Raw genomic sequence first — 26,674 nt, 5'->3', positions numbered from 1 at the left:
ATGACGCGCTACGACAGCCTGCTCGCCTCTGTCGGCAACACGCCGCTCGTCGGGCTCCCACGGCTGTCGGCGCCGTTCAACACCGCGGGTGCGCCCGACGGTCGGGGGGTGCGGATCTGGGCCAAGCTCGAGGACCGCAACCCGACCGGCTCGATCAAGGACCGGCCGGCCCTGAAGATGATCGAGGAGGCCGAGAAGGACGGCACGCTGCGTCCCGGCTGCACGATCCTCGAGCCGACCTCGGGCAACACCGGCATCTCGATCGCGATGGCGGCCAAGCTCAAGGGCTACCGCACGGTCTTCGTGATGCCCGAGAACACCTCGGAGGAGCGGCGCCAGCTGCTGCGCATGTGGGGGGCCGAGATCGTCTCCTCGCCGGCGGCCGGCGGCTCCAACGAGGCGGTCCGGGTAGCCAAGCAGATCGCCGCCGAGCACCCCGACTGGGTGATGCTCTACCAGTACGGCAACGCCGCCAACGCCCTCGCCCACGAGGAGGGCACCGGGCCCGAGCTGCTTGCCGACCTGCCCTCGATCACCCACTTCGTCGCCGGCCTCGGCACCACCGGCACGCTCATGGGCGTCTCCCGGTTCTTCCGCCGTGCCCGGCCCGAGGTCAAGATCGTGGCCGCCGAGCCGCGCTACGGCGAGCTCGTCTACGGCCTGCGCAACCTCGACGAGGGCTTCGTCCCCGAGCTGTACGACGCCGAGTTGATCGACAGCCGGTTCTCGGTCGGCCCGCGCGACGCCGTACGCCGGGTGCGCGAGCTGCTCGAGCTCGAGGGGATCTTCGCCGGCATCTCGACCGGCGCGATCCTGCACGCCGCGCTCGGCCAGGCCGCCAAGGCGGCCAAGGCCGGCGAGAGCGCCGATATCGCGTTCGTCGTGGCCGACGGCGGCTGGAAGTACCTCTCCACCGGTGCCTACGAGGGCACCGTCGACGAGGCCGAGGACCGGCTCGAGGGACAGCTCTGGGCGTAGGGACGCACCGGCCGAGGCATGATCGGGCGGTGAAGATCCTCATCGGGCTCCTGCTGGCGCTCTCCGGCGCACTCGTGCTCCCCGCTCCCGCGTCCGCGCAGGACGAGCTGCCCCCGCTCGTGCAGGTCCAGCCCCCGTCGTACGACGGGGCGCGCAAGTACGGCCGCACCCTGAAGGCCGACCCCGGGGCCTGGTCGCCGGTGCCCGAGCGGATCGGCTACCAGTGGCTGCGCGACGGCGTACCGATCCCCGGCGAGGTGCGGCGCAAGCACGAGATCGCGCCCGAGGACGTCGGCCACCGGCTCGACCTCGTGGTCGTCGTCGGCGCGACCGGGTACGCCGACACCGTCGTCCAGCTCCGGGTCGGGAAGGCCAAGCACCGGGTCGGCGTGCGCCGTACCGTCCGCTACAGCGTCCGCACCCGCGGCGGCACCGGCGGCGTCGACGTCGCGGACTTCCGCCGTCTGGCCCAGGAGACGTACGACGACCCGCGCGGCTGGCGGGCCCGCGGGGTCCGCTTCCGCCAGGTGCGGCACGGTGGCGCGTTCACGCTCTGGCTCTCCCAGGCCGCGCTGGTCCCGTCCTTCTCCGGCTCCTGCAGCGCCACGTGGTCGTGCCGGGTGGGCCGCAACGTGATCATCAACGTCGACCGCTGGCGCGATGCCTCCCCGGCGTGGAACGGCGCCGGCCGTTCGCTGCGCGACTACCGGCACATGGTGGTCAACCACGAGACCGGGCACTGGCTCGGCCGCGGCCACACGTCCTGCCCGCGCCGGGGCGCGCTCGCGCCGGTGATGATGCAGCAGTCGAAGGGCACCCAGGGCTGCCGCTTCAACCCCTGGCCGACGCCGCGCGAGCTCGGCCGCTGACGACGCTCACTTCCAGTTCAGGTCCTGGGCACGGTTCCACAGGCTGTCGGGCACTGCGCCGACGCCGAGGATGTCGAGGCTGACGTTGGCGACCTCGCCGTTGCGGATCGGCTGGGGCACGGCCTTGAAGCCGGGGCGGGTGCGGCCGGGCTTGGCCCGGTCCGGGTTGAGCTTGTAGAGCTCGGTGTTGGGGACCCCGGCGCCGGGACCCCAGAAGGCGAACGCCACCCGATAGTTCTCGCGGTTCGTCTTGATGGCGTGGTTGCGGGTGCCCGGGATGCCGCCGTGGTCAGAGGTCAGCACGATGATCGTGTTGCTGCGCAGCGACGGCGTGGACTCGATCTGGGCCATGATCTTGCCGACGATCCGGTCGACCTTCGCGACCGCCTTCAGGTACGTCGGCGACATCCAGCCCTGGTGGTGCCCCACCTGGTCGGGCTTGCCGAGGTGGAGGAACGAGAACGACGCGGGGTCGGTGGCGAGGTCGGCGCGCAGGGCCTTCGCGACGGCGCCGTCCTTCTCGACCTGGATCACGTTGGGCTCGATCGCGGCGGGCCAGGACCGCTCGAACAGCCAGAACTTCGACTTGGTCGCGTAGACCGCCGTGGTCCCGCCGGCCGCGCGGACCTGCGAGAACACCGAGTCGACACCGTGACCCGCCGCCTGCTGGACGGTCTTGGTGACGGTGTCGTCGTTCCAGGTGACACCGTGGCCGCCCTTGGCCGCCTTGATCCGGCGGCCGGTGACCATGCTGGTGTGGTTGGGCAGGGTGACCGTCATCTCGAGCTGGCTGCGGGCGTTGACGGTGCCGGCGCCCTCGTCCTTGATGATCCGGTGCAGGTTCGGCGTGCCGGCCCGGCCGAGCCGCTTGAGCGCGCGCGGGTTCAGGCCGTCGACCGAGATCGCGACGACGTGCTTGTTGTTGACCGTGTCGCGGGCCGCCTCCGCGCGGTCCGCGGTGGCGGTGCCGGGGCCGGAGAGCCCGAAGCCCGCGAGGGCGGCGGCGACGGCGACGGCGAGGACGGCGGGACGGCGCAGGTTGATCACCCGAGGAGCCTACGTCGCGCTCGCGCGGGGGACGTGATCTCGGTCCCGGAATGCCGACTGCGGACACCTCGACGCCGTAGTCTGACCGGGTGCGGCAGGTGAACCATCCCGATCTCGACGGCCCGATCGGGATCTTCGACTCCGGATTCGGGGGTCTCACCGTCGCGCGCTCGGTCATCGACCAGCTGCCGCACGAGTCGATCACCTACGTCGGCGACACCGCGCGCCAGCCCTACGGCCCCAAGCCGATCGGCGAGGTCCGCGAGTACGCCCTCGAGTGCCTCGATCACCTCGTCGCCCAGGGCGTCAAGGCCCTCGTCATCGCCTGCAACTCCGCGTCGGCCGCGATGCTGCGCGATGCCCGGGAGCGGTACGACGTCCCGGTGGTCGAGGTGATCTACCCGGCCACCCGGCGCGCGGTGGCCGCGACCCGCAACGGCCGGATCGGCGTCATCTGCACCCGATCGACGGCCGAGTCGATGGCCTACGACGACGCCTTCGCCGCGGCCCCCCAGCTCTCCCTCACCACGCGCGCCTGCCCGCGGTTCGTCGACTTCGTGGAGGCGGGCGTGACCGGCGGGGACGAGCTCATCGCCGTCGCCCACGAGTACCTCGACCCGCTCACCGAGCTCGGCGTCGACACCCTGATCCTCGGCTGCACCCACTACCCGCTGCTGACCGGCGTCATCTCCTATGTCATGGGCGACGACGTCACCCTGGTCAGCAGCGCGGAGGAGTGCGCCAAGGACGTCTACCGGATGCTGGCCGACACCGGTCTCATGCGGCCGGGCGGCGAGCCGTCGTACTCCTTCGCGACGACCGGCTCACCGGCTGAGTTCGAGACGATCGGGCGGCGCTTCCTCGGGCCCGAGCTCGTCGCGGCAGGTCAGTTCGCTGGGGGTGTGCGTTGACGGGTGACAGGATCGATGCCGGGACGGCACCGGAGACGACGGCCCTGCGGGTGCCGCCGGACCCGAGCACCCTGCGGGTGACGATCGTCGGCTGCTCCGGCTCCTACCCGGGCCCGGACTCCCCGGCGAGCTGCTATCTCGTCCAGGCCAGTGACGGGCAGCGCACCTGGAGCCTGGTCCTCGACATGGGCAACGGCGCGCTCGGCACCCTGCAGCGCTACGTCGACCCGCTCCAGGTCGACGCCGTCTTCATCAGCCACCTGCATGCCGACCACTGCGTCGACATGACCAGCTACTACGTCCTCCGCAAGTACCACCCCACCGGCAGCCAGCCGAAGATCCCGGTCTGGGGGCCCAAGGGCACCGCCAAGCGGCTCGCCAAGGCCTACGACCTGCCCCGCAAGCCCGGCATGGAGGAGGAGTTCTCCTTCCGCGTCTACGGCGACCCGGTCGACATCGGGCCGTTCCGCGTCGAGCCGTACGAGGTCGACCACCCCGTCCCGGCGTACGGACTGCGGGTCTCGGCCTTCGGGAAGGTCCTCGCCTACAGCGGCGACACCGGCCCCACCCCGGCGCTGATGGACATCGCGGCCGACGCCGACCTCTTCCTCTGCGAGGCGTCCTTCCGCGCCTGCGACGACAACCCCCCGAACCTGCATCTGACCGGTGTCGAGGCCGGCGAGGTCGCCGCCAAGGCTGCGGTCAAGCGTCTGGTCGTCACCCACGTCCCGCCGTGGCACGATGCGCAGACCATGCTGGCCGAGGCGGCGAGCGCCTTCGACGGACCGACCGAGCTGGCCGCGCAGGGCACTGTCTACGAGCTCTGAGATGGGCGGGGCCGAGGAGAGCCGTCTCCTGACCCTGCTGCCCTACGCGTCGGCTGCGGAGCGGCAGCCCCTGCTGTTCCGGCTGGGCCAGGTCGAAGGCGACCGCGCCCTCGCGGTGCTGGTCCCGATCGTTGACGGCTCCGTCAAGCGGACCGCGTCTGAGCGGGAGGCGCTGCTGCAGCGGCTGGAGCGGAGACGTGCGGCGTCGCCCTGAGCGAGGGATCCGAGCGAGGCCGCGATGAATCCGGGTCGTCCGGGAACCGGATGCCCACCCTCGGGCGTCCCTGAGGTGAAGGCATGGTCGAGTCGAGAAGAGCCGCCGTGGAGTTCGCTGAGTTCGTGGTCACCCGCCGGCCGGCGCTGGTCCGGGCGGTCGTGCTCATGGGCTCGCCGCTCGCCGATGCCGAGGACATCGTCCAGAGCGCGCTGACCACGTGCTACCGACATTGGACGAAGGTGCGGCGCGCGGGCTCACCGGAGGCGTACGTCTACCGGATCCTGGTCAACACCCGTGCGAGCACATGGCGACGGAAATGGCGCGGCGAGCTTCCGACCGACGACCTGCCCGACGGCATCACTGACCCGGACCTCACCACGGGCATCGCCGTCCGGCAGGCGCTGGCCGCAATGCCGGCGGCGCAGCGAGAGGTCCTGGTCCTGCGCTACTACGCCGATCTCACCGAACGCGAGATCGCCGACGTCCTGCGGATCGCGCCCGGCACGGTGAAGAGCCGCGCCGCCCGCGGACTCGCCGCGCTCGCGACGACCCTGAGGAGCCCCGATGCTCACGGATGATGAGGCCCGCGACCTGCTCGCGCGCGCCGCCCGGACGATCGACGTCCCCCCGGCCCTTGCCGTGGTGAGATCGCGACGGTGGCTCGCGGTCGCGGCGTCAGCGGCGGTGGTGGCGATCGGCGCCGCCGGCGCCATGGGCATCGCCCGCGGGGGTGGTGGCGACCCGGACGGCGCGAAGGATGTCGCGACGGCCGGCTCGCCGAGCCAGACCGGCACGCCCTCCCTCGACCAGTTCCTCGATCCGCGCTCGGCACGGCTGCCCCGCCCGGTCCGGCTCAGTGATCCGGTGACCACGCACGGGTCCGGGACGGGGACGATCGAGGTCGGTCCGGCGCCCGAGGGCGCCACCGGCGTCGAGTTCCGTATCGCCTGCCTCACCGCGGGGCGGTTCGTCTGGCCCAACGGTGGATCCGTGGAGTGCACCGCGAAGGAGGCACGCGCCTTCGTGCGCGACGCGGACATGCTCGGGGGAGGTGGGGTCGCCGACCTCGAACCGGGCGGGACCTCGATCACCATCGCCGCCGACCCCGGCCGGGCCTGGCGGGTCGTCACCGCCTTCGTCCGGTTCGAGGAGCCCACCGACGCCGGCACCATCGACATGGAGGAGCTGAACCGGCAGCTGGAGGCCCGTTCGGTCCCCTTCGACGAATGCACCGACGCGGTCGCCTTCTTCGAGCGATCCGACGTCATCGAGTTCTACACGCGGTACTTCGGGCCCGACCACGTCGCGAACATGGGCAAGGGCCGTTTCATCGACTGCCCGACCGCCGCCCAGCTGGACGAGGGCTTCGCCCGGATCCAGGAGCAGGCCGCGACGGGCGAGCTCCAGAAGTCACTGGCGAAGGTCGAGGAGGTGAGGAGGCGGGGCGAGCGCGGCGCGGGCCGTTGACCCACCGGTGTCGCCGCCGCGGGACCCGGTCAAGGAACCACGATGTCCGCATCGCTGTGGCCCGATGCGCCCCGGCGCAGCCGCGCGTCGCAGGTGATCAGGGTGGCGTCGAGGCTCTCGGTCAACGCCAGGTAGGTCGCGTCGTAAGCGGTGAGGTTGTCACGCAGCGACCAGATCCGAGGGAGCAGGTCGTCGACCGCCCATCGACGTGCGGGGAACGCGGCGAGGTCCTCCAGCGCCGCGGCGGCCCGTGCTGCGGTGATCTGATCGCTGCGTGCCCAGCCGCGCAGGACCGAGGCCGTCTCGACCACGGCGAGATGGGGGAGGTGCAGGTCGCCGGCATGGCCGACGAGCCACTCGTCGATAGCGACGGCTCGCGGGGTGTTCGCGACGATCTCCGCGAGAGCCGAGGCGTCGAGGACCGCGGTCACCGCTCGCGCTCGGCGCGCAGGACGTCGGCCGCGCTGGTGGTGGGTGCCGTCGCACCGCGGAGTCGGACCCGGTCGCGCCACTCGTCGTACGTCGGCTGGGAGGCCGTCCTCTCGAGCTCTTCGCGGACGTAGTCGGACAGGCTCATGCCCCGGCGAGCAGCGCGCTCCTTGAGAATGCGGCGCAGGTCGTCGGAGACGTTGCGAACTTGAAGAGTTGACATGCATTCCAGTCTATCTGCATGCGTTGTGCATGTCTGTCTGCGACGAGCTCAGTCCGGGACGGTCGCGAGTCGTTGCTGGCCCCAGCCGAACCGGGTCTCGCACGCCCAGTCCTCGAGGTCGCTCGCGAGCTGATGGAGTTCGCCCTCCCCATCCCGATAGGGCGCCGGTCCCCAGATCTCCTTCTGGAAGATCTCGTCGTCGACCGTCACGACCGTCAGCCGCATCGCGACCCACCCGGCGTCAGGCTGGTCGAAGTGATGCGCGTGGGGAGTGACCCACTCGAGCCGCACCGTGCAGAGCTCGGCCGGGCCCAGCAGGCTCGCGACCAGGCAGTGCAGGCGCCACTCCACACGCTCGGGGCTCTCGGGCCAGGGGAACTCGGGCAGGGACACACCCCCACCCAAGCCCACCGCGGCGGGGCAGGCGAGCGGATTACTCCACGGGATGCCCGGCGTCGCGGATCGTCAACGCGATCTGGACCCGGTTGGTGGTCTCCAGCTTCTCGAACAACTTCGAGACGTGGCCCTTGACGGTGGGCACCGAGAGGTGGAGCTCCGCGGCGATCTCGGCGTTGGAGAGGCCACGGCCGACGGCGCCGGCGACATCGAGTTCCCGCTCGGTGAGCCGGTCCAGCCGGCGCTGGGCGTCGGCGGCGCGCTGGTCCCCGGAGCCGGTGCGGACCCGCTCGATCAGGGTGCGGGTGACTGACGGCGAGAGCATGGGGTCGCCCGCGGCGACCTTGCGGAGGGCGGCGACGATCTCGGGCGGCGCGGTGTCCTTGAGCAGGAAGCCGTCGGCCCCGGCGGCGAGCGCGCCCACGACGTAGTCGTCGGCGTCGAAGGTGGTCAGCACGATCACCCGCGGCGGCAGGGAATCGGCGTGCAGGATCCGGGTCGCGGCGAGCCCGTCGAGGACGGGCATCCGGATGTCCATGAGGACGACGTCGGGGCGCAGCTCGCGGGCCAGGGCGATGCCGGCGCGACCGTCCGCGGCCTCGCCGACGACCGCGATGTCGGCCTGGCCGCCGAGCATGAGGGACAGCGCGGAGCGCACCAGGGGGTCGTCGTCGACGACGATGACACGGATCTGCTCGCTCGACGGGTCCGTCATGAGGCCTCCTCGTGGCCGGCTTCCTGCTCGGCGGCCCACGGTAGCCAGGCGTGCAGCACGAAGACGTCGGCCCCCGGCGTGTCGGGACAGCGCTCGATGCGGTGCTCGAGGGTGCCGCCCCGCAGCTCGGCCCGCTCGGTCAGGCCGACCAGGCCGAGGCCGGCGCCGGGCGTCCGGGTGGGCCCGAAGCCGAGTGCGTTCGCGAGGACGACGTCGACGCCGTCCGCGGGCGAGCCGCTGACCCGGATCCGCAGCGTGGCGGCCGGAGCGTGCTTGCCCGCGTTGGTGATGCCCTCCTGCACGATCCGGTACACGGTCCGGCCGACGGCGTCGGGCAGCTCGCCGTCGCCGGGGACCAGCTCGTCGTCGTACTCGATGACGGCGCCGGCCGCGCGGGCGTCCGCGACGAGGGCATCGAGGTCACGGTGGGTGGGCTGCGGGCCGGTCAGCGGGCCTCCGGCGCCGTCGGTGTCGCGCAGCACGCCGAGCACCTCGCGCAGGTCGGTGAGGGCCTCGTGCGCCTTGGCCTGGATGACCGCGACGCTGCTGCGCATCTCCTCCGCGGAGAGGTCCTCGCGGTAGGTGAGGGCACCGGCGTGCATGGAGATCTGCGAGATCCGGTGGGCGAGGACGTCGTGCATCTCCCGAGCGATCCGCGCCCGCTCGGTCGAGCGGGCCTGCGTGGCGCGCAGGTCGCGCTCCGCCTCGGCGGTCTCGGCGCGCTGGCGCAGCGTCCAGACCAGTTCGCGGCGCGAGCCGATGTACATGCCCCAGGCCATGATCGCCATCACGACGGCGACCGTGACCGAGAGGTTCACCCACCACGGATCGACCGTCTCGTCCGGCTGGATCTCGTAGTAGACCAGGCTGACCACGACGTTGAGGGCGCCCGCGGTGATCACCTGCCACCACCGGCGGCGGGTGGCCAGCGACACGGTGGCGAGAGCGGAGGCACCGGCGGACAGCGAGCTGACCGGCCCCATGAGCAGCGTGAGGATGGCGATCGTGAACGGCCACCGCCGCCGGAAGCCGACGAGCCCGAACGCGATCAGGCCGACCACGAGGTCCACCCAGAACAGCACCGGGTTGCGGTCGAGCTGCGCGTCCATGATCGGGAGCCACGCCACCAGACCGATGAAGGCGGCGAGGAGGTAGCGCCAGACCTGGCTGTACCAGCGCAGGCGTGGCTGGTAGTCGTCGGGCGTGGGCGCGTCCATGGTCCGAGGCTAGTGTCACCGGTCGGGCTCCGGGCAGCGCCCGGGGACCGGACCGACACCTACTTTGGTCGGTGCGACTCGCGACGCGGGTTCGATGTGCGGAGGCGGCCGTTCGGGCAGGCTGGAGCCATGATCACCGTTGATCGACTCACCAAGACCTACGGCGCCTACACCGCCGTGGACGACGTCAGCTTCGTCTGCCAGCCCGGCCGGGTGACCGGCTTCCTCGGCCCCAACGGCGCCGGCAAGACGACCACCATGCGGGTGATGGTCGGCCTCACCCTCCCGACCCGTGGTCAGATCACGATCGGTGGTCTGCGCTACCACGACATCCCCAACCCGGGCCGCCACGTCGGCACCCTGCTCGACGCCTCGGCCCAGCACGTCGGCCGCTCGGGTCGGGAGATCCTCTCCATCGCCGCGCAGACGATGGGCCTGCCGAAGACCCGGGTCGACGAGATGCTCGCCCTGGTCGGGCTCAACGACGACGAGGCGGGCCGCCGTCTGCGCAACTACTCGCTCGGCATGAAGCAGCGTCTCGGCATCGCCCACGCCCTGCTCGGCGACCCGTCGGTCCTCATCCTGGACGAGCCCGCCAACGGCCTCGACCCGGCCGGCATCCGATGGATGCGCGGCCTGCTCAAGGGGTACGCCGACCGCGGCGGCACGGTGCTGCTGTCCAGCCACCTGCTGCACGAGGTCGAGCAGATCGCCGACGAGATGATCCTCATCGGGCGCGGCAAGATCGTCGCCCAGGGCAACCGGGAGACGCTGCTCGCCGGCGCGAGCGGCACGCCGACCACGATGGTGACCTCGCTCGACAACACCGCGCTCGGCGCCGCGCTGACCCACGCGGGTCACGCCGTGGAGCCGGCGGGTGCGGGCCTCAAGGTGCAGGCGAGCCCGGAGCAGGTCGGTCGCACCGCCCTCACCGCCGGTGTCGTCCTCACCGACCTCCGGTCCGGCGGCGCCGGCCTGGAGGATCTGTTCCTCGAGCTGACCTCGGCCGACGCCCGCGAGGCCGTCCCCGGATTCGGCGCCCCCACCCCCGGAGGTATCCCCGCATGAGCACCACGACCACCGTCCCCACCCTGGATGTCTCCGGTACGCCGCGCACCCCGCTGAGCCGTCTCGTCGGCGTCGAGATCCGCAAGGCGATCGACACCCGCGCCGGCTTCTGGTTCGCGACCTCGATCGTCGGCCTGGTCCTCGTCGTCCTGCTGATCTACACCCTCGCCGCACCCGACGACTCCAAGAACTTCGAGGACCTGCTCGGCGTCGGCGGCGGCGTACTCGGCTACTTCCTGCCGATCCTCGTCATCATGCTGGTCACGAGCGAGCAGTCGCAGCGCAACGGCCTGGTGACCTTCACCCTGGAGCCTCAGCGCTCGCGCGTGGTCGCCGCCAAGTTCCTGGCCGGCATCAGCCTGGCCGCGACGGTGATGGTGCTGGCCGCGCTGCTCGCGGTCGTCTTCACGCTGATCGCGTCGGCGACCGGTGCCTCGCCCGAGTGGTCGGTCGACGGCAACCTGCTGTTCAACGGCTTCGTGCTGGCCAACCTGATCGGCATCCTCGTCGGCTTCGCCATCGCGACGTTGCTGATGAACACCCCGGCGGGCATCGTCGTCTACTTCGTCTACGGCCTGATCCTGCCGACCGCGGTCGGCATCCTCAGCGCGCTGAGCTCCGGCTTCGAGAAGGTCGCGCCGTGGATCGAGTTCAACACCGCGCAGATGCCGCTGTTCAGCGGCGACTACCAGCCCTCCGGTGAGGAGTGGGCCCAGATCGCGACCTCCGGCGTGATCTGGCTCGTGATCCCGTTGGTCCTGGGCACCATGCGGCTGCTGCGCATCGAGTTCAAGTAGCACCACCCCGGCGCTTCACCGAAGATTGCCGGACACGTCACCGTGGCGGAGCCTGCAGGTAGCGGGCTCCGCCACGGTTGTTTCTCGTGGGCAACGGATACCTCCGCTTCGCCGCCCTCGGCGACAGCACCACCGTCGGGCTCGGCGACCCGCTCCCGGGCGGCGGTTGGCGGGGGTGGGCCCGGCTGCTGGCCGAGTCGCTGCGGACGTCGTACGACGTCTCGTTCTGCAATGTCGCCGCCTCCGGCGCCACCGCCGCGATCGTGCGCGAGCGCCAGCTCGAGGAGGCGCTGGCCCACCGGCCCGACCTCGCCTCCCTGCTCGTCGGCGTCAACGACACGCTCCGTTCGACGTGGAACCCCGACCGGCTGCACGCCGACCTGCATCACGTCGCCGGAGCGCTCGTCGACGGTGGCGCCACGCTGATGACGGTGCGGTGGCACGATCACGCAGCGCTGCTCGGGCTGCCGCGGATCCTGGTGCGGCCGATGGCGGACCGGATCGCTCTCGTCAACGAGGTGTACGACGACCTGCACGCGAGGTACGGCGGGCTCCGGCTCGACCTCGCGCTGATGCCCGAGGTCACGGACCGGGCGTGCTGGTCGGTCGATCGCTTCCACCCCTCCGAGGTGGGACACCGCGCACTGGCCCGGGCGTGGGCCGAACGGCTGCGGTCGGCCGGCTACGACCTCCCGTTGCCGAGCCTCGAGCCCGGTGGCGGCTGCCCTCCGAGCTGGCGCCGCGACGTGGCCTGGATGGTCACCGAGGGTGCTCCGTGGTTCGGGCGGCGCGCGCGGGACCTGGGGCCGTGGGCGGTCCGTCGGGCCTGGACGGTCGCTCGGTAGGTTGCTCTCATGAGCACCCGCGAGGACGGCCGCGCCGACGACGAGCTGCGCCCCATCACGATCACCCGCAACTGGCTCGACCACCCCGCCGGCTCGGTGCTGGTCGAGTTCGGCCGGACCCGCGTGCTGTGTGCCGCGTCCGCGTCCGAAGGCGTCCCGCGGTGGCGCAAGGGCTCGGGCCTGGGCTGGGTCACGGCCGAGTACGCCATGCTCCCCGCCTCCACCAACACCCGCTCGGACCGTGAGTCGGTCAAGGGCCGGATCGGCGGCCGCACCCACGAGATCAGCCGCCTCATCGGCCGGTCCCTGCGCGCGGTGATCGACGACAAGGCGCTGCGCGAGAACACGATCCAGATCGACTGCGACGTGCTCCAGGCCGACGGCGGCACCCGGACCGCGGCCATCACCGGCGCCTACGTCGCCCTCGCCGACGCCTGTGCGAAGCTCGGCGTCCCGGGCGCGCTCACCGGCTCGGTGGCCGCGGTGAGCGTCGGCATCATCGACGGCGTACCCCGCCTCGACCTGCCCTACGTCGAGGATGTGCGGGCCGAGACCGACATGAACGTCGTGATGACCGGCGACGGCAGGTTCGTCGAGGTCCAAGGCACCGCGGAGGGCGCCCCCTTCGACCGGGCCGAGCTCGACGCGCTCCTGGCGCTGGCCGAGAAGGGCTGCGCCGACCTGACCCGCCTGCAGCAGGATTCGCTGCGCTCGTGAAGGTGCTCGTCGCGTCCCGCAACGCCAAGAAGGTCGAGGAGATGCGCCGGATCCTCGCCGAGCACATGGGCACGGTCGAGGTCGTCGGCCTCGACGACGTCACCCCGTTCGACGAGCCGGTCGAGGACCAGCCCACCTTCGAGGGCAACGCCCTGCTCAAGGCCCGGGCGGGCGTCGCCGCCACCGGCCTGCCCACCCTGGCCGACGACTCCGGCCTGTGCGTCGATGCCCTGAACGGCATGCCCGGCGTGCTCTCCGCGCGCTGGTCGGGCCCACCCAAGAGCGACCAGCGCAACAACGAGCTGCTGCTCGCCCAGCTCCACGACGTCCCCGACGAGCGCCGCTCCGCCCACTTCGCCTGCGCGGTCGCCGTCGTCCACCCCGACGGCCGCGAGCTCGTCGTCGAGGGCCGCATGGACGGCCGCGTGATCCGCGAGGTGCGGGGCAGCGGCGGCTTCGGCTACGACGTCCTCTTCGTCGCCGACGACCACCCCGGCCTGACCACCGCCGAGCTGTCTCGCGCCGACAAGGACGCCATCTCCCACCGCGGGAGGGCGCTGCGCGAGGTCGCGCCGCTGGTCGCCGACCTGCTGGCCTGACCACGTGTGCTCCTGCACGAGACTGGAACCAATCCACTAGGAACCGGTGGGACGGTTGGAAATCCGACGGAGCGTGCCGCACGAGGACCTGATTCGACCGATGAGGCGCCCACGTAGGTAGCGGCAGCGCCGGTTGCCGATCGAGGAATGGACAGAGCGATCGGCGCCTCCCTAGCCAGGCGGAGGAATGGTCTCGCGACGGTAGGACGTGTCCGTCGGAGGCTTTGCCGTCGTCGGAGCGGGCCGGCCGCGGTGCCCGACAGGAAGCGGGGCCGCCCAAGCCGGCGACAATGAGCCCAGAAACGGCCCGTCACGATGCCCCGGGCGGCGCTGCGAAGCCCCGCTGAGCTCCCGCTCGTCCGGGGATTCAACGTGACCCATGTGGTGCCGAAGGCGGGACTCGAACCCGCACACCCGAAGGCACGGCATCCTAAGTGCCGCGTGTCTGCCAGTTCCACCACTCCGGCGTGAGCGGGCACGAGTCTAGAAGGCATTGCCCGCGCGCGTGTCGCCGGGAAGGATCGAGCCATGCCTGCCACCCTCGACGACCTGGTCGCCATCTACGAGGACCTGCACCGTCACCCCGAGCTCGGTCGCCAGGAGCACCGCACCGCCGGCATCGTCGCCGAGCAGCTGCGCACGCTCGGGTACGACGTCGCGACCGGCGTCGGCGGGACCGGCGTCGTCGCCACCCTCACTCGCGGGGAGGGGGCGACGGTGCTGCTGCGGGCCGACATGGACGCCCTGCCGGTGCGGGAGGCGACCGGACTGCCGTATGCCAGCGAGGCGACGGCGACCGGCGCCGACGGCACCGAGACTGCGGTGATGCACGCCTGCGGCCACGACATGCACACGACCTGCCTGCTCGGTGCCGCGGCGACGCTGGCCGCGGACACCCACTGGCAAGGACGCCTGCTGCTGGTGTTCCAGCCCGACGAGGAGGGCGGCGGCGGGGCGCAGGCGATGGTCGACGACGGCCTGTTCGCGCGGTTCGGTACGCCGGACGTGGTGCTCGGCCAGCACGTGGCGCCCGTGCCGGTGGGGGTGCTCGGCGTTCGCTCCGGCCCGGCGTTCGCGGCGTCCGACGCGCTGCGGATCACCCTCCACGGCGCCGGCGGGCACGGCTCGCGGCCCGAGACCACGGTCGACCCCGTCGTGTTGGGCGCGTCGGTGGTGCAGCGGCTGCAGACGGTCGTCTCGCGCGAGGTCGCGGCCACCGAGACCGTCGTCCTCACCGTCGGCTCCTTCCACGCGGGCACGGTCGCCAACGTCATCCCCGACCGGGCCGTGCTCGACCTGAGCATCCGCACCACGGACCCCGACGTGCGCAGGCGGGTGCTGGCCGCCGTCGAGCGGATCGTCCGGGGAGAGGCGGCCGCGGCCGGAGCGCCGCGGGAGCCGGAGATCGAGACGCTCAACAGCTTCCCGGCGGTCGTCAACGACGCCGCCGCCTGCGACCGGGTGCGCGAGGCCTTCGCGGGGGAGGGCCGCTGGGTGGTCGTCGACCCCGGCCCGGTCACGGGAAGCGAGGACGTCGGCATCCTGGCCGATGCGGCCGGTGCCCCCTGCGCGTACTGGCTGCTCGGCGGAGCCGACCCGGCGCTCTTCGCGAGCGCCACCTCGATCGACGAGATCCGGCGGGTGGTCGACGGCCTGCCGTCGAACCACTCGCCGCGCTACGCCCCGCTGGCAGGCCCGACGCTCGAATCCGGCGTGGCCGCGCTGGTCGCCGCGGCCCGGTCCTGGCTGGCCTGAGCGGACCGCTGGACCGCGCCGCCGTACGCATAGACGCACATCAGCGCCACGAACGGCCACACGACGCCGAGCACCACCGACGGAACGACGTTGAGGACCACGAACGGCAGCGGCACGACGACGAACAGCAGCGCCGCGACCACGGCGCCGATGGTGGTCAGCAACAGCAGGCCGAGGGCGAGCACCGGCACCAGGGTGGCGAAGGAGTGCCGGACCAGGCGGATGCTGCGCGGGAGACCCGCCAGCCCGGAGCGGCGTTCGAGCACCACGACGGGGACGAGCAGTACGCCCGCGGCGAGCACGACCAGCGCGAGCGGCGCCAGCACGATCGACGTGCTGAGGAGCACGATGAGCACGCCGGCCACTGCCACGGCGGGCGAGCCGGTCGCGAGCCGGCGGATGCTCTCGGCGTACGCCGCCCGCAGGTCCACGGGCGCCCCGAGTCCGTCGGCGTCGAGGGTCCGCAGCAGGACGGCGAGCGCGCCGGCTGAGACGGGCAGGGACAGCGCGCCCAGCAGGACCGCGACGCCGCCGACCCAGCCGGGGACCGCGCTGGCGACGGTGACGCCCTGCAGGACGGCGGCCCCGATGCTGAGCAGCGCCGGCGGCGCGATCGCCCGGGCGAAGAGGGCCGGTCGCTGTCGCAGCACCTCCAGGGACGCGGCGACCACCTGGCCGCTGGAGCGCTGGGCACGCAGCGGCAGGCTGGTCGTCGTCCACGGGGTGCGCCGGACCAGCCAGCCGGCGACCAGTAACGCCGCGACCAGGATGACCAGGCCGCGCCACGGGTCGTCCACGTAGCGCCGGAACAGGTCGCTGCCCCGGCCGACCAGGTCGCAGTAGGTCTCGGCGACCGCGTTGTTGCTGGCAGATCCGCCCGGCAGGGCGATCGACGAGGCCCGCGCCTTCGCCGACCAGGTGAACGGCTTGGTCCAGGCCTGCTTCCGGTTCGGGCCGGTCGGGCCGTCGTAGAACCGCTTCGGGCCGACCTCGCCGTAGTGGCCCTCATAGCTGATCCACGGGTACGCCGCGCGCGCCGTCTCGGGGTCGGACGGGATCGACCTCACCACGGGTCGGATCACGTCGTGCTCACCGGCGGTCGTGTCGCACCCGAAGCCGGTGGTGGCGCTGTTGCCCATGAAGACGCCGGCCGAGAACTGGCTGGCGTGGGAGCCCGCGGAGACGTACACGACCGGGTGCGTGTCGTCCTCGAGCTCGAGCTTGGCGCTGCCCCAGGTCGCCTTCTCGGCGCCGTAGTGCTGGGAGTAGACGGCGAGGTCGGGCTCGACCTCCTCGGCCAGCGCGGTCGCGGCGTCGGGCGCCTCGAACTCGAGCTGGATCCGCTCCCAGTCGGTCTCGTGCTTGTTGTTGTAGTCGTTGAAGGCGTAGAAGAAGAAGTACTGGAGCGCAATCCGGTCGCTCACGCCCTTCTCGGTGGCGACGTGTGCGTAGATCGTCGGCTCCGTGCCCCGCCACTGACGGTTGGCCCAGCGCTCGTAGTCACACCCGGGAGCGAGTGGGTTGCCCGGCAGGTCCAGCTCGTAGCCCGGCAGCCCGGGCACGACGTCCGTCGCGGACGGCCCGACCCGGACCAGGTCCCGCGGTGTCCACGGACCACGCAGGGCCACGGTGGGGTTGTCGAAGAGGACCTCGACGTCACTGGGCGGGTACGGCTCGCCGGGGCCGCACGGCTCCTCCTGGTGCACCAGCATCAGGACGGGCGCGAAACGCTCGGCGAGAGCCGCCTCCGCGGTCGCGGCCGGGTCGACAGTGGGGTCGACAGTGGGATCGACGACTGCGGGGGCTGGGGCGCCGGGGTCGTCGTCCGCATGGGCCGGCGCCGCCCCGAACAGCAGCGCGACGAGGGGCGCGGCCAGCAGGCAGCGGACCCGCCACCGCCGGCCGCTCACCTCAGCTCACTCGGTCCACTGCCAGGCGCCGAGGATCTCGGTGAACCTGTCGAGCACGTCGTCGTCGCCGTCCTTGAGTGAGACGGTGATCGAGTACGCCGTGTCGCCGCTGATCACCAGGTAGGACCGTTGGGCGACGTCGACGTCGTTGTCGTTGGTGCGGCTGATGTCGACGCCGAGCGCGGTCTGCCCGTCGATCGTGGTGTCGTCGATGTCGGTCGTGAACGCAGTGTCGTCGCCGGCGGTCAGCGCGTTCTTCCACTCGTCCTTGATGTCGGCCGGGTCGGTGCTGCCGTAGGCCGACTGGATCTCGACGATCACGTTGCCGCGTGCGGCGTTGAAGGTCGCGCCCCAGATGAAGACCCGGTCGAGGGTGGTCGCGTCGGGACTCTGCGCAGTGAACTCGTCGGTGCCGTCGATCCACCCCTTCGGCAGGTGCGCCTCGTAGCCGGTGCCCGCGACGGACGGGCCGCCGAGGTCGGTCGGGGTGCTCTCGTCGTCGGTGGGCTGGTCCGTGGAGTCGGTGGGGTCGGTCGGGTCGGTCGGGTCGGTCGTCTGCGACGCCGGGTCGTCGGCCGACTTGTCGTCGTCGCGACCGGTGACCGCGATGATGCCGATGATGCCGGCGACGACCACCACGAGGGCGACGGCGATGGCCGCGACGATCAGCCCGGTGCGGGACTTCTTCGGCGGCGTCGGCTGGGACCAGCCCCCCGGCGGCGGGGGCGGCGGCGTGGGGGCGCCCGGGGCGGCGTACGACGGGGCGGCCTGCTGCGGCGGGACCGGCTGCTGCGGGGGCGGCGCCGGCGAGGCCCCCTGGCTCATCGGCGGGCTCATCGGGGACGACACCGGCGAGGTGAGCGGCGCCTGCGTGGGCGCGGTGCCACCGGGCCCGTAGCCCGGCGGCGCGGCCGTGCCGGCGTCGGGGTCGAGGCCGGCGACGAGCGGCTCGGGCACCCGGCCCAGCGCGTAGCCCAGCACCGCGACCGCCCACTGGCAGCCGCGGACGTCGGCGCTGCCGCGGTCGCGCGCCAGGCGCTGTCCGGCCGACTCGACCGCGTCGGCAGCGTTGGCCCCGCTGTCGAGCATCGAGAGGAGTGCGTCGAGGGCACCGAGCCGCACTGCGTCGGTGAGCAGGTTGATGGTGCCCCCGGACGCCTGGCCCTCGTCGAGGTAGTCGTCGAGGGAGCCGCGGAACGCCGCGGCGTCGCGGAACAGCGCCGAGCCGTGGTCGCAGGCGAGCTCGGCGAGGGACTGGTGCAGCTTCATCGGGTGTCCTTCGGATCCGGTTCAGGCAGGCGGGACGGGAAGGCCGAGATCCTTGCGGAGCTTCGCCACGTGTCCGGTCGCCTTGACGTTGTACTGCGCGAGCTCGATGCCGCCGTCGGTGTCCACGACGAAGGTCGAGCGGATGACGCCCTCGACGACCTTGCCGTAGAGCTTCTTCTCGCCGTAGGCGCCGTAGGCCCGGTGGACGGCCAGATCGGGGTCGGAGAGCAGGGTGATGCTGAGGCCGTCGCGCTCGCGGAACTTGGCCAGCTTGGTCGTGGTGTCCTTCGAGATGCCGACGACGGTGTAGCCCGCCGCCTGCAGCGCGTCGAGGGAGTCGGTGAAGTCGCACGCCTGCTTGGTGCAGCCCGGGGTCATCGCCGCCGGGTAGAAGTAGACGATCACCTTCCGGCCCTGCTTCAGCAGGTCGTAGAGGTCGACCTCCCCGTCCTGGTCGGACGCGAGGCAGAAGTCCGGCGCACGGTCGCCGGCGGACAGCCTGGCCTGGTCGCTCATGGGATGCGTACTCTCCTGGTGGACAGATGCTGTTGCAACAGCAATGCAATAAAGTGGCCGAAGAATGAGTCAGTGCTCGTGACCATCTAACTACCCCGGTGGCCGACGACCGAACACCGGACCGAGTACAGGAGCAACCATGCACGTCCCGGACGGCTTCCTCGACGCCCCGACCTCGGTCGCGACCGGCGTCGTCGCCGCGGCCGGCGTCGGCATCGCCCTGCGCCGGGCGCGCGCCGAGCTCGACGACCGCACCGCCCCGATGGCCGGCCTCGTGGCCGCCTTCGTCTTCGCGGGCCAGATGATCAACTTCCCGGTGGGAGCCGGCACCAGCGGCCATCTCCTCGGCGGCGCGCTGGCGGCGGTGCTGGTGGGCCCGTGGACCGGGGCGCTGTGCATCAGCGTGGTCCTGCTCGTCCAGGGCCTGTTCATGGCCGACGGCGGCCTGACCGCACTCGGCACCAACATCACGCTGATGGGCCTGGTCGGCGTCTTCGTCGGGTACGCCGTGTTCCGGCTCGTGCTCGCCGTCCTCCCGCGCCGGCTCGGCTCGGTGCCGGTGGCCGCCGCCCTCGGAGCCCTGGTGTCCGTCCCCGCCGCCGCCACCGTCTTCACCCTGCTCTTCGCCGTCGGCGGCACCGCCGACGTGTCGGTCGGCAAGGTGCTGACCGCCATGGTCGGCTGGCACACCGTCATCGGCGTCGGGGAGGCCGTGGTGACCGGCCTCGTGGTCAGCGCGGTCGTCGCGTCGCGCCCGGACCTGGTCCATGGCGCCCGCGGCCTGGCCCGACGCACCTCCCTGCGCACCGGGGAGGTCGCGGCATGAGGAGCCGTCGCTTCCTGCTCGCCGGCCTGCTCGTGGCCCTCCTCATCGCCGGTGTCGGCAGCTACTACGCCAGCAGCCACCCCGACGGCCTCGAGTACGTCGCTGGGAAGACCGGCTTCAGCGACTCGGCGAAGGACCCGGTCGACACCGGCAGTCCGTTCGCCGACTACGGCACCAAGGGGGTCGACGACGAGCGGCTCAGCGGCGGCATTGCCGGCGTCGCCGGTGTCGGCCTGACGCTCCTCATCGGCGGCGGGCTCTTCTGGGTGCTCCGCCGGCGCACCCCGCAGGAGTGACGGGGGCCGGCATGGGCGCGGGGCACGGTCATCGGCTGCACTTCCACGGACATTCCGTGGTGCACCGGGCACCGGCACACCTGAAGATCCTGCTGCTGCTCGGGTTCGTCCTGACGGTCGTCGCGACGCCCCGGGAGTGGTATCCCGTCTTCGGCGGCTATCTCGCCTTGCTGCTCGGCGTGGTGCTTCTCGCCCGGGTCCCGCTGACCTACCTGCTGCCGCGGATGGTCGTGGAGGTGCCCTTCCTGCTGTTCGCCGCGCTGATGCCGTTCGTCGCCGAGGGCCCGCGCGTCGCCGTACCCCTGGGTTGGTCAGGGCTGGGCGGCTGGGAGCTCTCCCTGTCGGAGTCCGGCCTGATGGCCGCCTGGGGCCTGGCCGTCAAGGGCACCCTCGGCGTGCTGGCCTCGCTGACCCTCGCCGCGACCACCGAGCCGACCGACGTGCTCCGCGGCCTGCAGCGGCTCCGGCTGCCTGACCTGCTGGTGCAGATCATGGGGTTCATGATCCGCTACCTCGACGTCGTGACCAGCGACCTCGGCCGGATGCTCACCGCCATGCGCTCGCGTGGCGTCGACCCCCGCTCGCCGCGGCACTGGCCGGCGCTGGCGCGTACCCTCGGAGCGCTGTTCGTGCGGTCCTACGAGAGGGGGGAGCGGGTGCACCTCGCGATGCTGTCCCGCGGGTACGACGGCCGACTGCCCGGAGACGGACGATGACGCCCGTCCTCGACATCCGCGACCTGGCGTTCGCCTACCCCGACGGGCATCAGGCGCTGTTCGGCGTCGACCTCCACGTGCACCAGGGCGAGCGGGTCGCGCTGCTCGGGCCCAACGGCGCCGGCAAGACCACGCTGGTGCTGCACCTCAACGGGATCCTGTCCGGCGAGACCGGCCACGGCGAGGGCAGCGTCGCGGTCAGCGGCCTACCGGTGACCAGGAAGAACCTGCTCGAGATCCGGCGCCGGGTCGGCGTGGTCTTCCAGGACCCCGACGACCAGCTGTTCATGGGCTCGGTCCGCGCCGACGTCGGCTTCGGGCCGGCCAATCTCGGCCTCAGGGGCGCCGCGCTCGAGCAGCGGGTGCTGGAGGCGCTCGACCGGGTCGGCATGGCCGACTTCGCCGACCGGCCGCCCCACCACCTCTCCTTCGGCCAGCGCCGCCGGGTCGCGGTCGCGACGGTGCTGGCCATGGAGCCCGAGATCCTGGTGCTGGACGAGCCCAGCTCCAACCTCGACCCCGCGTCGCGCCGCGAACTCGCCGACATCCTGCGCGGACTCGACGTCACCCTGCTGATGGTCACCCACGACCTGCCCTACGCGCTGGAGCTCTGCCCCCGCTCGGTGGTGCTCAGCGACGGCCGCGTGGTGGCCGACGGCCGGACCTACGACGTGCTGACCGACGAGCCCCTGATGCGTGCCCACCGGTTGGAACTGCCCTGGGGTTTCGACCCGCGCTCGATCGCGGTTGATAGCCTGCCCCGGTGAGTGAGACTCCCTCTGACATCGAGCGTGAGATCGAGGAGGCCCGTGAGCGCCTCGCGGGCACGATCGACCAGCTGCTCTACCGCTCGCACCCCAAGACGATCGTCGGTCGGGAGGTGGCGCAGGTGAAGGCTCACTTCGTCGACCCCGCGACCGGGGAGCCGCGCACCGACAACATCCTCAAGGCCGTCGGTGGCGTCGTCGGTGTGATCGCGCTGTTCGCCGTCCTGCGCAAGATCACCCGCTGAGACCCGCGGCCCGCGGTTGAAGGCGCACATGTCCGACAAGACCCCCATCAAGATGCTGCACGACCGCATCCTGTGCGAGGCCGACACCGAGGCCGGCGAGCGTCGCTCCTCCGGTGGCATCGTCATCCCCGCGACCGCTGCCATGGGCGCCCGCCGGCTGGCCTGGTCGCGCGTGGTCGCGGTCGGCCCGCACTGCCGCTCGGTCGTGACCGGCGACAAGGTGCTCTACGACCCCGACGACAAGGCCGAGGTCGAGGTCTCCGGCGAGGTGTACGTCGTCATGCGCGAGCGCGACATCCACGCGGTCGCCGCCGAGCGACTCGGCGACGAGGCCGCGGGCCTGTATCTCTGAGGCATCTCTGGGGCTGACGTAACGCAGGTCACATCGCCGGCGTTGGGCGTGTGTGAGGTCGTCACGTCTGCTCAGCCTGCTCGCCGCCGCTCTCGTGCTGCCCGCCCTGGCGGTGGCGGGTCCCGCCGGCGCCGGCTCACCGGAGACGGCGGCGGTCCCGGCCGTCGTACCCGATGAGCTCGCGACGAAGCCGACGCGACCCGGCAAGTACCGGGCCACGGTCTCGATCACCCAGCACGGCATCCCGCACGTGGTGGCCAAGGGGTGGGCGTCGCTCGGCTACGGCAGCGGCTACGCGGCCGCCGCCGCGTCGATCTGCAATCTCGCCGACACGGTGCTCACCGCCCGGGGCCTGCGCTCGCTCCATCTCGGTCCCGAGGGCCGCTACCGCGACGGGGTCTCGCTGGACGCGAGCAACCTGCAGGTCGACGCCTTCGTGACCGACCTGCGCAACCGGAGGGTGGTTGAGGACCTGCTCGCCTCCTCGGCCGGACCGAGCACGCGCGCCCGCAAGCTGGTCCGCGGCTACGCGGCCGGCGTGAACCGCTGGCTGCGCACCAACAAGGTCACCGACCCGGCCTGCCGGGGAGCCGCGTGGCTGGTGCCCGACGCCACCGAGCTCGACCTCTGGTACGGCGTCTACCTCGCCAACCTGATCGCCTCCTCCGGCGTGTTCGTCAAGGAGATCGTCGAGGCGGACCCGCCGACCCTCCAGGACCCGGGCCTGCCCGACCTCGGCATCCCGCTGTCCCTGCCGCGGACGGAGGCCGAGATCCCGGCGTACGCCGCCCAGGTGGACCGCGACGCGTTGCTCGCCTCGCTCGGCCGCGATCCCGCCTTCGGGTCGAACGCCACCGCCATCGGCGGCGACGCCAGCTCCACGGGGCGAGGCATGCTGCTGGGGAACCCGCACTTCCCGTGGGTCGGCCGCTACCGGTTCACCCAGCAGCACCTGACGATCCCCGGGAAGTACGACGTCGCCGGCGGGTCGCTGATCGGGTCCCCGGTCGTCAACATCGGCTGGAACAAGGACGTCGCGTGGAGCCACACCGTCTCGACGGCGTACCGGTTCACGCCGTACGAGTACCTCACGCTCGGCCCCGGCACCAGCTATCTGACGCCCCGCGGGATCGAGAAGGCCGAGCGCCGGGTGGTCGACATCCCGGTGCGCCGCGCCGACGGCTCGGTCGGGACGGTCCAGGAGGACCTGTACCGCACGCCCCAGGGCTACGTCATCGACAGCCCCGCGCAGTTCATGGGCTGGTCCCCGCTGAGCTTCTGGGCGATCCGGGACGCCAACGCCGAGCAGCTGCGGACCATCGACACCTTCTTGGAGATGGGCCGCGCGACGAGCAGCCGTGACCTGCTCGCCCGTCAGGACGCCGCCGGCGGGATGCCGTGGGTCAACACCACGGCCGCCGACCGCCGAGGCGAGGTGCTCTACGCCGACCACAGCGTCGTGCCGCACGTCACCGACGCCCTGGCCAACCGGTGCATGACCGTGGTGGGGCGGCTGATCCAGTCCGTGGCCGGGCTGCCGGGCCTCAACGGCAACCTCGCCGACAGCAGCTGCGCCTGGGGCGCCGACGCGGACGCCCAGCGGCCGGGGATCCTCGGACCGCAGCACCTGCCCGCCGTCGTACGCCGCGACTGGGTGATGAACGCGAACGACTCCTACTGGACGCCCAACGACAAGGTCCGGCTGGAGGGCTACCCCTCGATCATCGGGTGCGAGCGGTGCGAGCGCACCATGCGGACCCGGATGGTCTCCCAGTACGTCCTGGACCGTCTCGCGGTCGGCAAGGAGACCCCGAGGACCCTGCGCGGCCACGAGTACGCCAACCGGCTGCGGGCCGCCGAGGTGATGCGCGCCGACGGCCGGCTCGACGCCGTGTGCGCCGCAACGGGGGAGACCGAGGCCTGCGCGGTGCTGCGTGCCTGGGACGGACGCTCGGACGTCACCTCGGTCGGGACCCACCTCTTCGAGGCCTTCGTGCAGCGGGCGCCGACCGGGTCGAAGCTGTGGCAGGTGCCCTTCGACCCCGCCCATCCCTTCCACACCCCGCGGGAGCTGCGGACCGGGCCGCCGGTCGTCGCCGCCATGAAGGCGGCCATCGACGCCGTACGTGCGGCGGGGGTGCCCTTCGGCGCCACCTGGGGCTCGCTCCAGGTGGCCGGCGACCGCGGCGCGCCCGCCTTCCCGCTCGGTGGCGGCGAGGGTGACCTCGCCGGGAACGCCAATGCCCTGGCGTCGATCGCGCCGGCCGCGAACGGAGACCGCTACAAGGCGGTCAGCTACGGCTCCTCGCACATCCAGGCGATCGCCTTCCGCGGCAAGCGCAAGGTCAACGCGCGCACCATCCTGACCTACTCGCAGTACGAGGATCCCGGCTCGCGGTGGTCGCGCGACCAGACCCGGCTCTTCTCGGCCGAGTCGTGGGTGCGCTTCCCGTGGACCGAGCGGCAGATCGCCCGGGACCTGGTGCGGACGGTGGTCCTGCGGGGCAAGTAGCGTCTGCCCGGGAGCTCACACACCGAGCGGCGACCGACGGGAGGAGCAGGCGTGGCCAGCGTGCCGGGACGGGACCAGCGCGGACCGATGGAGCGGCTCGTGCGCATCGCCGCCGTGCTCCAGGCCTACCCCCAGGGCGGCGTGAGCGCCGCGCGGCTCGACCGGGTCGCCGGGTTCCCCGCGTCGCAGGGCCATGATCAGCTCAAGCGTGAGATCCGGCATCTCGAGCGGCAGGGCTGGCGGATCGAGAACATCGCACCGGCGGGCTCGCCCGCGGTCTACCGAATGACGACCGTCGACAACCGCCTGCGGGTGCGCCTCACCCTCGGCCAGCAGGCCGCGCTGCGGCGCGCGGTGCTGCTCGCCGACCGCGGCGACCTCGCCCAGCGGCTCGGCCTGACCGACGACGACGCGGCGACCCCGGCCGAGTCGGGTGGCTCGGGTGTCTCGGGTGCCTCCGTCCCGGCTGCCGTGCAGGTGGCCGCGCCGGCGGCGCTGGGGGCGGTGGTCGACGCGGTCCGTGACCAGCGGGTGCTGCGTTTCGGCTACAAGGGGTCCCCACGCGTGGTGCACCCCGCGTCGGTCCGCAACCAGGACGGCGTCTGGTACCTCCGCGGCATCGAGGACGGCGATCTCGACGCCGCGGACGGGCCGATCGTGAAGACCTTCGTCGTCTCCCGGATGCTCGGCGTCGCATCGGGCGAGGCCCGCAGCGCCCAGCCGCCGCCGCAGGTGCGCCACCCGGAGCTGCACCCGATGTCCTGGGAGATCGACCCGCCGGTCGAGGTGACCCTCCGGGCGCCGGCCGGCTACGCGCCCGACGTACGCCGCTGGCTCGGCGAGCCCCTCGGGGTCGAGGCCGACGGCGACGATGTGCTGCTGCGCTACCGCGTGACCCATCGCGCCGCGCTCCACGCGCGGCTGGTCGAGCTCGACGACCGGGTCCGGATCGACGGTCCCGCGCAGGCCCAGGCGGACCTGGTGGCCTTCCTGGGCGCCGCCCGCGGAACGGAGACCGGCCGGTGAGCGACGTCCCGAAGTACGTCAGCCGGATCGCCCGGCTGCCCGAGGTGTTCGCCCGGCTCGCGGCCAGCCCCGACGGGATCGCCCTGCGCGACCTCGCCGCGGCCTTCGACACCTCGGTCGCCGAGCTGCGCCAGGACCTGCTGGCCTTCTACACCGCCGACATCGGCGGCGAGTGGCTGCTCTCGCGGCCCGAGGTGCTGGAGTTCCTCGGCCCCGACGGCGACGCCGAGGACCCGGGCACCGCGGAGGTCGTCCGGCTCGTCGCGGAGAGCCCGATCGACCTCGGTGTCGAGTACGTCGACGCCGGCGAGCTGGGCCGCGTCCACGCCGCGGGCCAGGCGCTGCTGGAGATCGAGCCCGACAACGCCGAGCTCGCCGAGGCCCTCGACGTCCTGGCCGAGACGCTCTTCGGGCAGCCGGTGGAGCCGGTGGAGCCGGTGGAGCCGATGGAGTCGGTGGGCGACGCAGCGGGGGAGGTGGCCGGCGTGGCTGCCGACGGGTCCGGCGGCCGGCCCGCCGGTGCGACGGCACCGGACGCACTGCTGCCCCGCCTGCGCCGCGCCCAGGGCGAGGGCCGCGTCGTGCGGATCGTCTACTCGCGCGCCTGGGAGCCGGGCGTCACCGAGCGGGAGATCGAGCCCTGGCGGCTCGTGCAGACCCGGCGGGGCTGGGAGGTGGACGCCGGCCCGGTCGATGACCAGGGCCGGATCCGCACCTACCTGATCTCCAACATCCGCTCGGTCGAGGTGCTGGACCGCACGTTCGTCGTACCCGACGACGTCGACGACCTGCTGGCCCGCCAGCGCGCGACGACGCGGGTCCGGGTGCTGCTGCCGCAGGAGTCGCGCTGGGTGGCCGACTTCTACGCCGAGCAGGTCGGCTTCGTCGAGGACGACGAGCAGGATGTCGTCGTCGACCTCGACCTGCTCCCGCCGGTCGAGGACCGGATCGGCCGGCTGCTGCTCACCGCCGGCCCTACCGCGACCGTCCTCGACCCTCCCGAGCTCGACCGCGCCGGCGTCGTCCTCGCCGGCGAGCTGCTCCAGCACCACACCTCCGGCCCCCACCCGGCGTGACGGCGCGCGGCGCCTTGTAACTAAGGGTTACGTCACGTTATCCACCGCAATAGCGCCCGGGTAGTGGTCACAACGCCCGGGTAGTC

The 26,674-nt window shown here is 72.4% G+C and carries 31 protein-coding genes and 1 tRNA gene; 22 read left to right on the top strand and 10 right to left on the bottom strand.

Going from position 1 to position 26,674, the window contains the following annotated elements; genetic code table 11:
- Both QJ852_19785 and QJ852_19780 read left to right on the top strand, forming a co-directional pair.
- Nucleotides 1-978, top strand: a complete 978-nt coding sequence (locus tag QJ852_19785) for a pyridoxal-phosphate dependent enzyme (protein WGX95385.1) — start codon at nt 1-3, stop codon at nt 976-978.
- 29 nt (nt 979-1,007) lie between these two features.
- Complete coding sequence (locus QJ852_19780) at nt 1,008-1,847, top strand: DUF3152 domain-containing protein (GenBank protein ID WGX95384.1); 840 nt, start codon at nt 1,008-1,010, stop codon at nt 1,845-1,847.
- 6 nt (nt 1,848-1,853) lie between these two features.
- Here the strand turns inward: QJ852_19780 and QJ852_19775 are convergent, their stop codons facing one another.
- Nucleotides 1,854-2,894, bottom strand: a complete 1,041-nt coding sequence (locus tag QJ852_19775) for an alkaline phosphatase family protein (protein WGX95383.1) — start codon at nt 2,892-2,894, stop codon at nt 1,854-1,856.
- An 89-nt stretch (nt 2,895-2,983) separates the two neighbouring features.
- On the opposite strand from QJ852_19775, the gene murI reads away from it, so the two are divergent.
- From murI to QJ852_19750, 5 genes are all read left to right on the top strand, one after another.
- Nucleotides 2,984-3,805, top strand: coding sequence for a glutamate racemase (gene murI, locus QJ852_19770; protein ID WGX95382.1), 822 nt, complete (start codon nt 2,984-2,986; stop codon nt 3,803-3,805).
- Nucleotides 3,802-4,632, top strand: coding sequence for an MBL fold metallo-hydrolase (locus QJ852_19765; protein WGX95381.1), 831 nt, complete (start codon nt 3,802-3,804; stop codon nt 4,630-4,632). Before murI ends, QJ852_19765 begins: the two co-directional genes overlap by 4 nt.
- 1 nt (nt 4,633) lies before the next feature.
- A complete protein-coding gene (locus tag QJ852_19760; GenBank protein ID WGX95380.1) occupies nt 4,634-4,846 on the top strand; it encodes a hypothetical protein in 213 nt (70 codons plus the stop codon).
- Between the two features lie 107 nt (nt 4,847-4,953).
- A complete protein-coding gene (locus QJ852_19755; protein ID WGX95379.1) occupies nt 4,954-5,427 on the top strand; it encodes a SigE family RNA polymerase sigma factor in 474 nt (157 codons plus the stop codon).
- Nucleotides 5,414-6,316 (top strand): hypothetical protein, encoded by a 903-nt coding sequence (locus QJ852_19750; GenBank protein WGX95378.1) that lies wholly within the window; start codon nt 5,414-5,416, stop codon nt 6,314-6,316. Before QJ852_19755 ends, QJ852_19750 begins: the two co-directional genes overlap by 14 nt.
- Before the next feature lie 29 nt (nt 6,317-6,345).
- Here the strand turns inward: QJ852_19750 and QJ852_19745 are convergent, their stop codons facing one another.
- The 5 genes from QJ852_19745 to QJ852_19725 are packed head-to-tail and all read right to left on the bottom strand — an operon-like array spanning nt 6,346 to nt 9,296.
- Nucleotides 6,346-6,747, bottom strand: coding sequence for a type II toxin-antitoxin system VapC family toxin (locus QJ852_19745; protein ID WGX95377.1), 402 nt, complete (start codon nt 6,745-6,747; stop codon nt 6,346-6,348).
- Nucleotides 6,744-6,968: an antitoxin gene (locus tag QJ852_19740; protein WGX95376.1), complete on the bottom strand. Its 225-nt coding sequence runs from the start codon at nt 6,966-6,968 to the stop codon at nt 6,744-6,746. Before QJ852_19740 ends, QJ852_19745 begins: the two co-directional genes overlap by 4 nt.
- A gap of 48 nt (nt 6,969-7,016) precedes the next feature.
- Nucleotides 7,017-7,361 (bottom strand): hypothetical protein, encoded by a 345-nt coding sequence (locus tag QJ852_19735; protein ID WGX95375.1) that lies wholly within the window; start codon nt 7,359-7,361, stop codon nt 7,017-7,019.
- Nucleotides 7,362-7,401: 40 nt separating this feature from the next.
- The gene (locus QJ852_19730) at nt 7,402-8,079 is read right to left on the bottom strand and encodes a response regulator transcription factor (protein WGX95374.1); all 678 of its coding nucleotides are present in this window, start codon (nt 8,077-8,079) and stop codon (nt 7,402-7,404) included.
- Entirely contained in the window at nt 8,076-9,296 is a 1,221-nt protein-coding gene (locus QJ852_19725) for a histidine kinase (GenBank protein ID WGX95373.1), read from the bottom strand. Before QJ852_19725 ends, QJ852_19730 begins: the two co-directional genes overlap by 4 nt.
- A gap of 129 nt (nt 9,297-9,425) precedes the next feature.
- Between QJ852_19725 and QJ852_19720 the strand changes: the two genes are divergently transcribed.
- From QJ852_19720 to rdgB, 5 genes are all read left to right on the top strand, one after another.
- Complete coding sequence (locus QJ852_19720) at nt 9,426-10,364, top strand: ATP-binding cassette domain-containing protein (GenBank protein WGX95372.1); 939 nt, start codon at nt 9,426-9,428, stop codon at nt 10,362-10,364.
- Nucleotides 10,361-11,161 (top strand): ABC transporter permease, encoded by an 801-nt coding sequence (locus QJ852_19715; GenBank protein WGX95371.1) that lies wholly within the window; start codon nt 10,361-10,363, stop codon nt 11,159-11,161. Before QJ852_19720 ends, QJ852_19715 begins: the two co-directional genes overlap by 4 nt.
- 86 nt (nt 11,162-11,247) lie before the next feature.
- A complete protein-coding gene (locus QJ852_19710) occupies nt 11,248-12,006 on the top strand; it encodes an SGNH/GDSL hydrolase family protein (protein WGX95370.1) in 759 nt (252 codons plus the stop codon).
- A gap of 9 nt (nt 12,007-12,015) precedes the next feature.
- Complete coding sequence (rph, locus tag QJ852_19705; protein ID WGX95369.1) at nt 12,016-12,723, top strand: ribonuclease PH; 708 nt, start codon at nt 12,016-12,018, stop codon at nt 12,721-12,723.
- On the top strand, nt 12,720-13,322 hold the full coding sequence (gene rdgB / locus QJ852_19700) for an RdgB/HAM1 family non-canonical purine NTP pyrophosphatase (GenBank protein ID WGX95368.1): 603 nt from the start codon (nt 12,720-12,722) through the stop codon (nt 13,320-13,322). Before rph ends, rdgB begins: the two co-directional genes overlap by 4 nt.
- Before the next feature lie 382 nt (nt 13,323-13,704).
- On the opposite strand, the gene QJ852_19695 is transcribed toward rdgB, so the two are convergent.
- A tRNA-Leu gene (locus QJ852_19695) sits at nt 13,705-13,789 on the bottom strand.
- A 61-nt stretch (nt 13,790-13,850) separates the two neighbouring features.
- Between QJ852_19695 and QJ852_19690 the strand changes: the two genes are divergently transcribed.
- Entirely contained in the window at nt 13,851-15,077 is a 1,227-nt protein-coding gene (locus QJ852_19690) for an amidohydrolase (GenBank protein WGX95367.1), read from the top strand.
- On the opposite strand, the gene QJ852_19685 is transcribed toward QJ852_19690, so the two are convergent.
- From QJ852_19685 to bcp, 3 genes are read right to left on the bottom strand one after another with little or no spacing between them, the layout of a single operon-like run.
- Nucleotides 14,999-16,987, bottom strand: coding sequence for a hypothetical protein (locus tag QJ852_19685; protein ID WGX95366.1), 1,989 nt, complete (start codon nt 16,985-16,987; stop codon nt 14,999-15,001). The two genes, QJ852_19690 and QJ852_19685, sit on opposite strands and share 79 nt — an antisense overlap.
- 6 nt (nt 16,988-16,993) lie before the next feature.
- Nucleotides 16,994-18,256, bottom strand: a complete 1,263-nt coding sequence (locus QJ852_19680) for a hypothetical protein (protein WGX95365.1) — start codon at nt 18,254-18,256, stop codon at nt 16,994-16,996.
- A gap of 21 nt (nt 18,257-18,277) precedes the next feature.
- Nucleotides 18,278-18,772: a thioredoxin-dependent thiol peroxidase gene (gene bcp, locus QJ852_19675; GenBank protein WGX95364.1), complete on the bottom strand. Its 495-nt coding sequence runs from the start codon at nt 18,770-18,772 to the stop codon at nt 18,278-18,280.
- A 139-nt stretch (nt 18,773-18,911) separates the two neighbouring features.
- On the opposite strand from bcp, the gene QJ852_19670 reads away from it, so the two are divergent.
- Genes QJ852_19670 through QJ852_19630 form a run of 9 tightly spaced genes read left to right on the top strand, consistent with a single transcriptional unit; the run spans nt 18,912 to nt 26,588 of the window.
- Complete coding sequence (locus QJ852_19670) at nt 18,912-19,598, top strand: energy-coupling factor ABC transporter permease (GenBank protein WGX95363.1); 687 nt, start codon at nt 18,912-18,914, stop codon at nt 19,596-19,598.
- Nucleotides 19,595-19,894, top strand: a complete 300-nt coding sequence (locus QJ852_19665) for a PDGLE domain-containing protein (protein ID WGX95362.1) — start codon at nt 19,595-19,597, stop codon at nt 19,892-19,894. Before QJ852_19670 ends, QJ852_19665 begins: the two co-directional genes overlap by 4 nt.
- An 11-nt stretch (nt 19,895-19,905) precedes the next feature.
- Nucleotides 19,906-20,610, top strand: a complete 705-nt coding sequence (gene cbiQ, locus QJ852_19660; protein ID WGX95361.1) for a cobalt ECF transporter T component CbiQ — start codon at nt 19,906-19,908, stop codon at nt 20,608-20,610.
- Entirely contained in the window at nt 20,607-21,377 is a 771-nt protein-coding gene (locus QJ852_19655; protein ID WGX95360.1) for an ABC transporter ATP-binding protein, read from the top strand. The genes cbiQ and QJ852_19655 overlap by 4 nt, the downstream gene beginning before the upstream one ends.
- Nucleotides 21,374-21,622, top strand: a complete 249-nt coding sequence (locus tag QJ852_19650; GenBank protein WGX95359.1) for a DUF3618 domain-containing protein — start codon at nt 21,374-21,376, stop codon at nt 21,620-21,622. Before QJ852_19655 ends, QJ852_19650 begins: the two co-directional genes overlap by 4 nt.
- A 28-nt stretch (nt 21,623-21,650) precedes the next feature.
- Entirely contained in the window at nt 21,651-21,974 is a 324-nt protein-coding gene (locus tag QJ852_19645; protein ID WGX95358.1) for a co-chaperone GroES, read from the top strand.
- 52 nt (nt 21,975-22,026) lie between these two features.
- Nucleotides 22,027-24,486 carry a penicillin acylase family protein gene (locus tag QJ852_19640; GenBank protein ID WGX95357.1) on the top strand — a complete coding sequence of 820 codons (2,460 nt, stop codon included), beginning with the start codon at nt 22,027-22,029 and terminating at the stop codon, nt 24,484-24,486.
- Nucleotides 24,487-24,537: 51 nt separating this feature from the next.
- Nucleotides 24,538-25,512, top strand: a complete 975-nt coding sequence (locus QJ852_19635) for a WYL domain-containing protein (protein WGX95356.1) — start codon at nt 24,538-24,540, stop codon at nt 25,510-25,512.
- Nucleotides 25,509-26,588, top strand: a complete 1,080-nt coding sequence (locus QJ852_19630; protein WGX95355.1) for a WYL domain-containing protein — start codon at nt 25,509-25,511, stop codon at nt 26,586-26,588. Before QJ852_19635 ends, QJ852_19630 begins: the two co-directional genes overlap by 4 nt.
- Nucleotides 26,589-26,674 lie beyond the last annotated feature (86 nt).

Origin of the sequence: Nocardioides sp. L-11A (genome assembly GCA_029961745.1) — a bacterium.
GTDB lineage: Bacteria > Actinomycetota > Actinomycetes > Propionibacteriales > Nocardioidaceae > Nocardioides.
The sequence above is the reverse complement of the archived record's forward strand: the minus strand, read 5'-3'. Positions and strand labels throughout refer to the sequence as shown.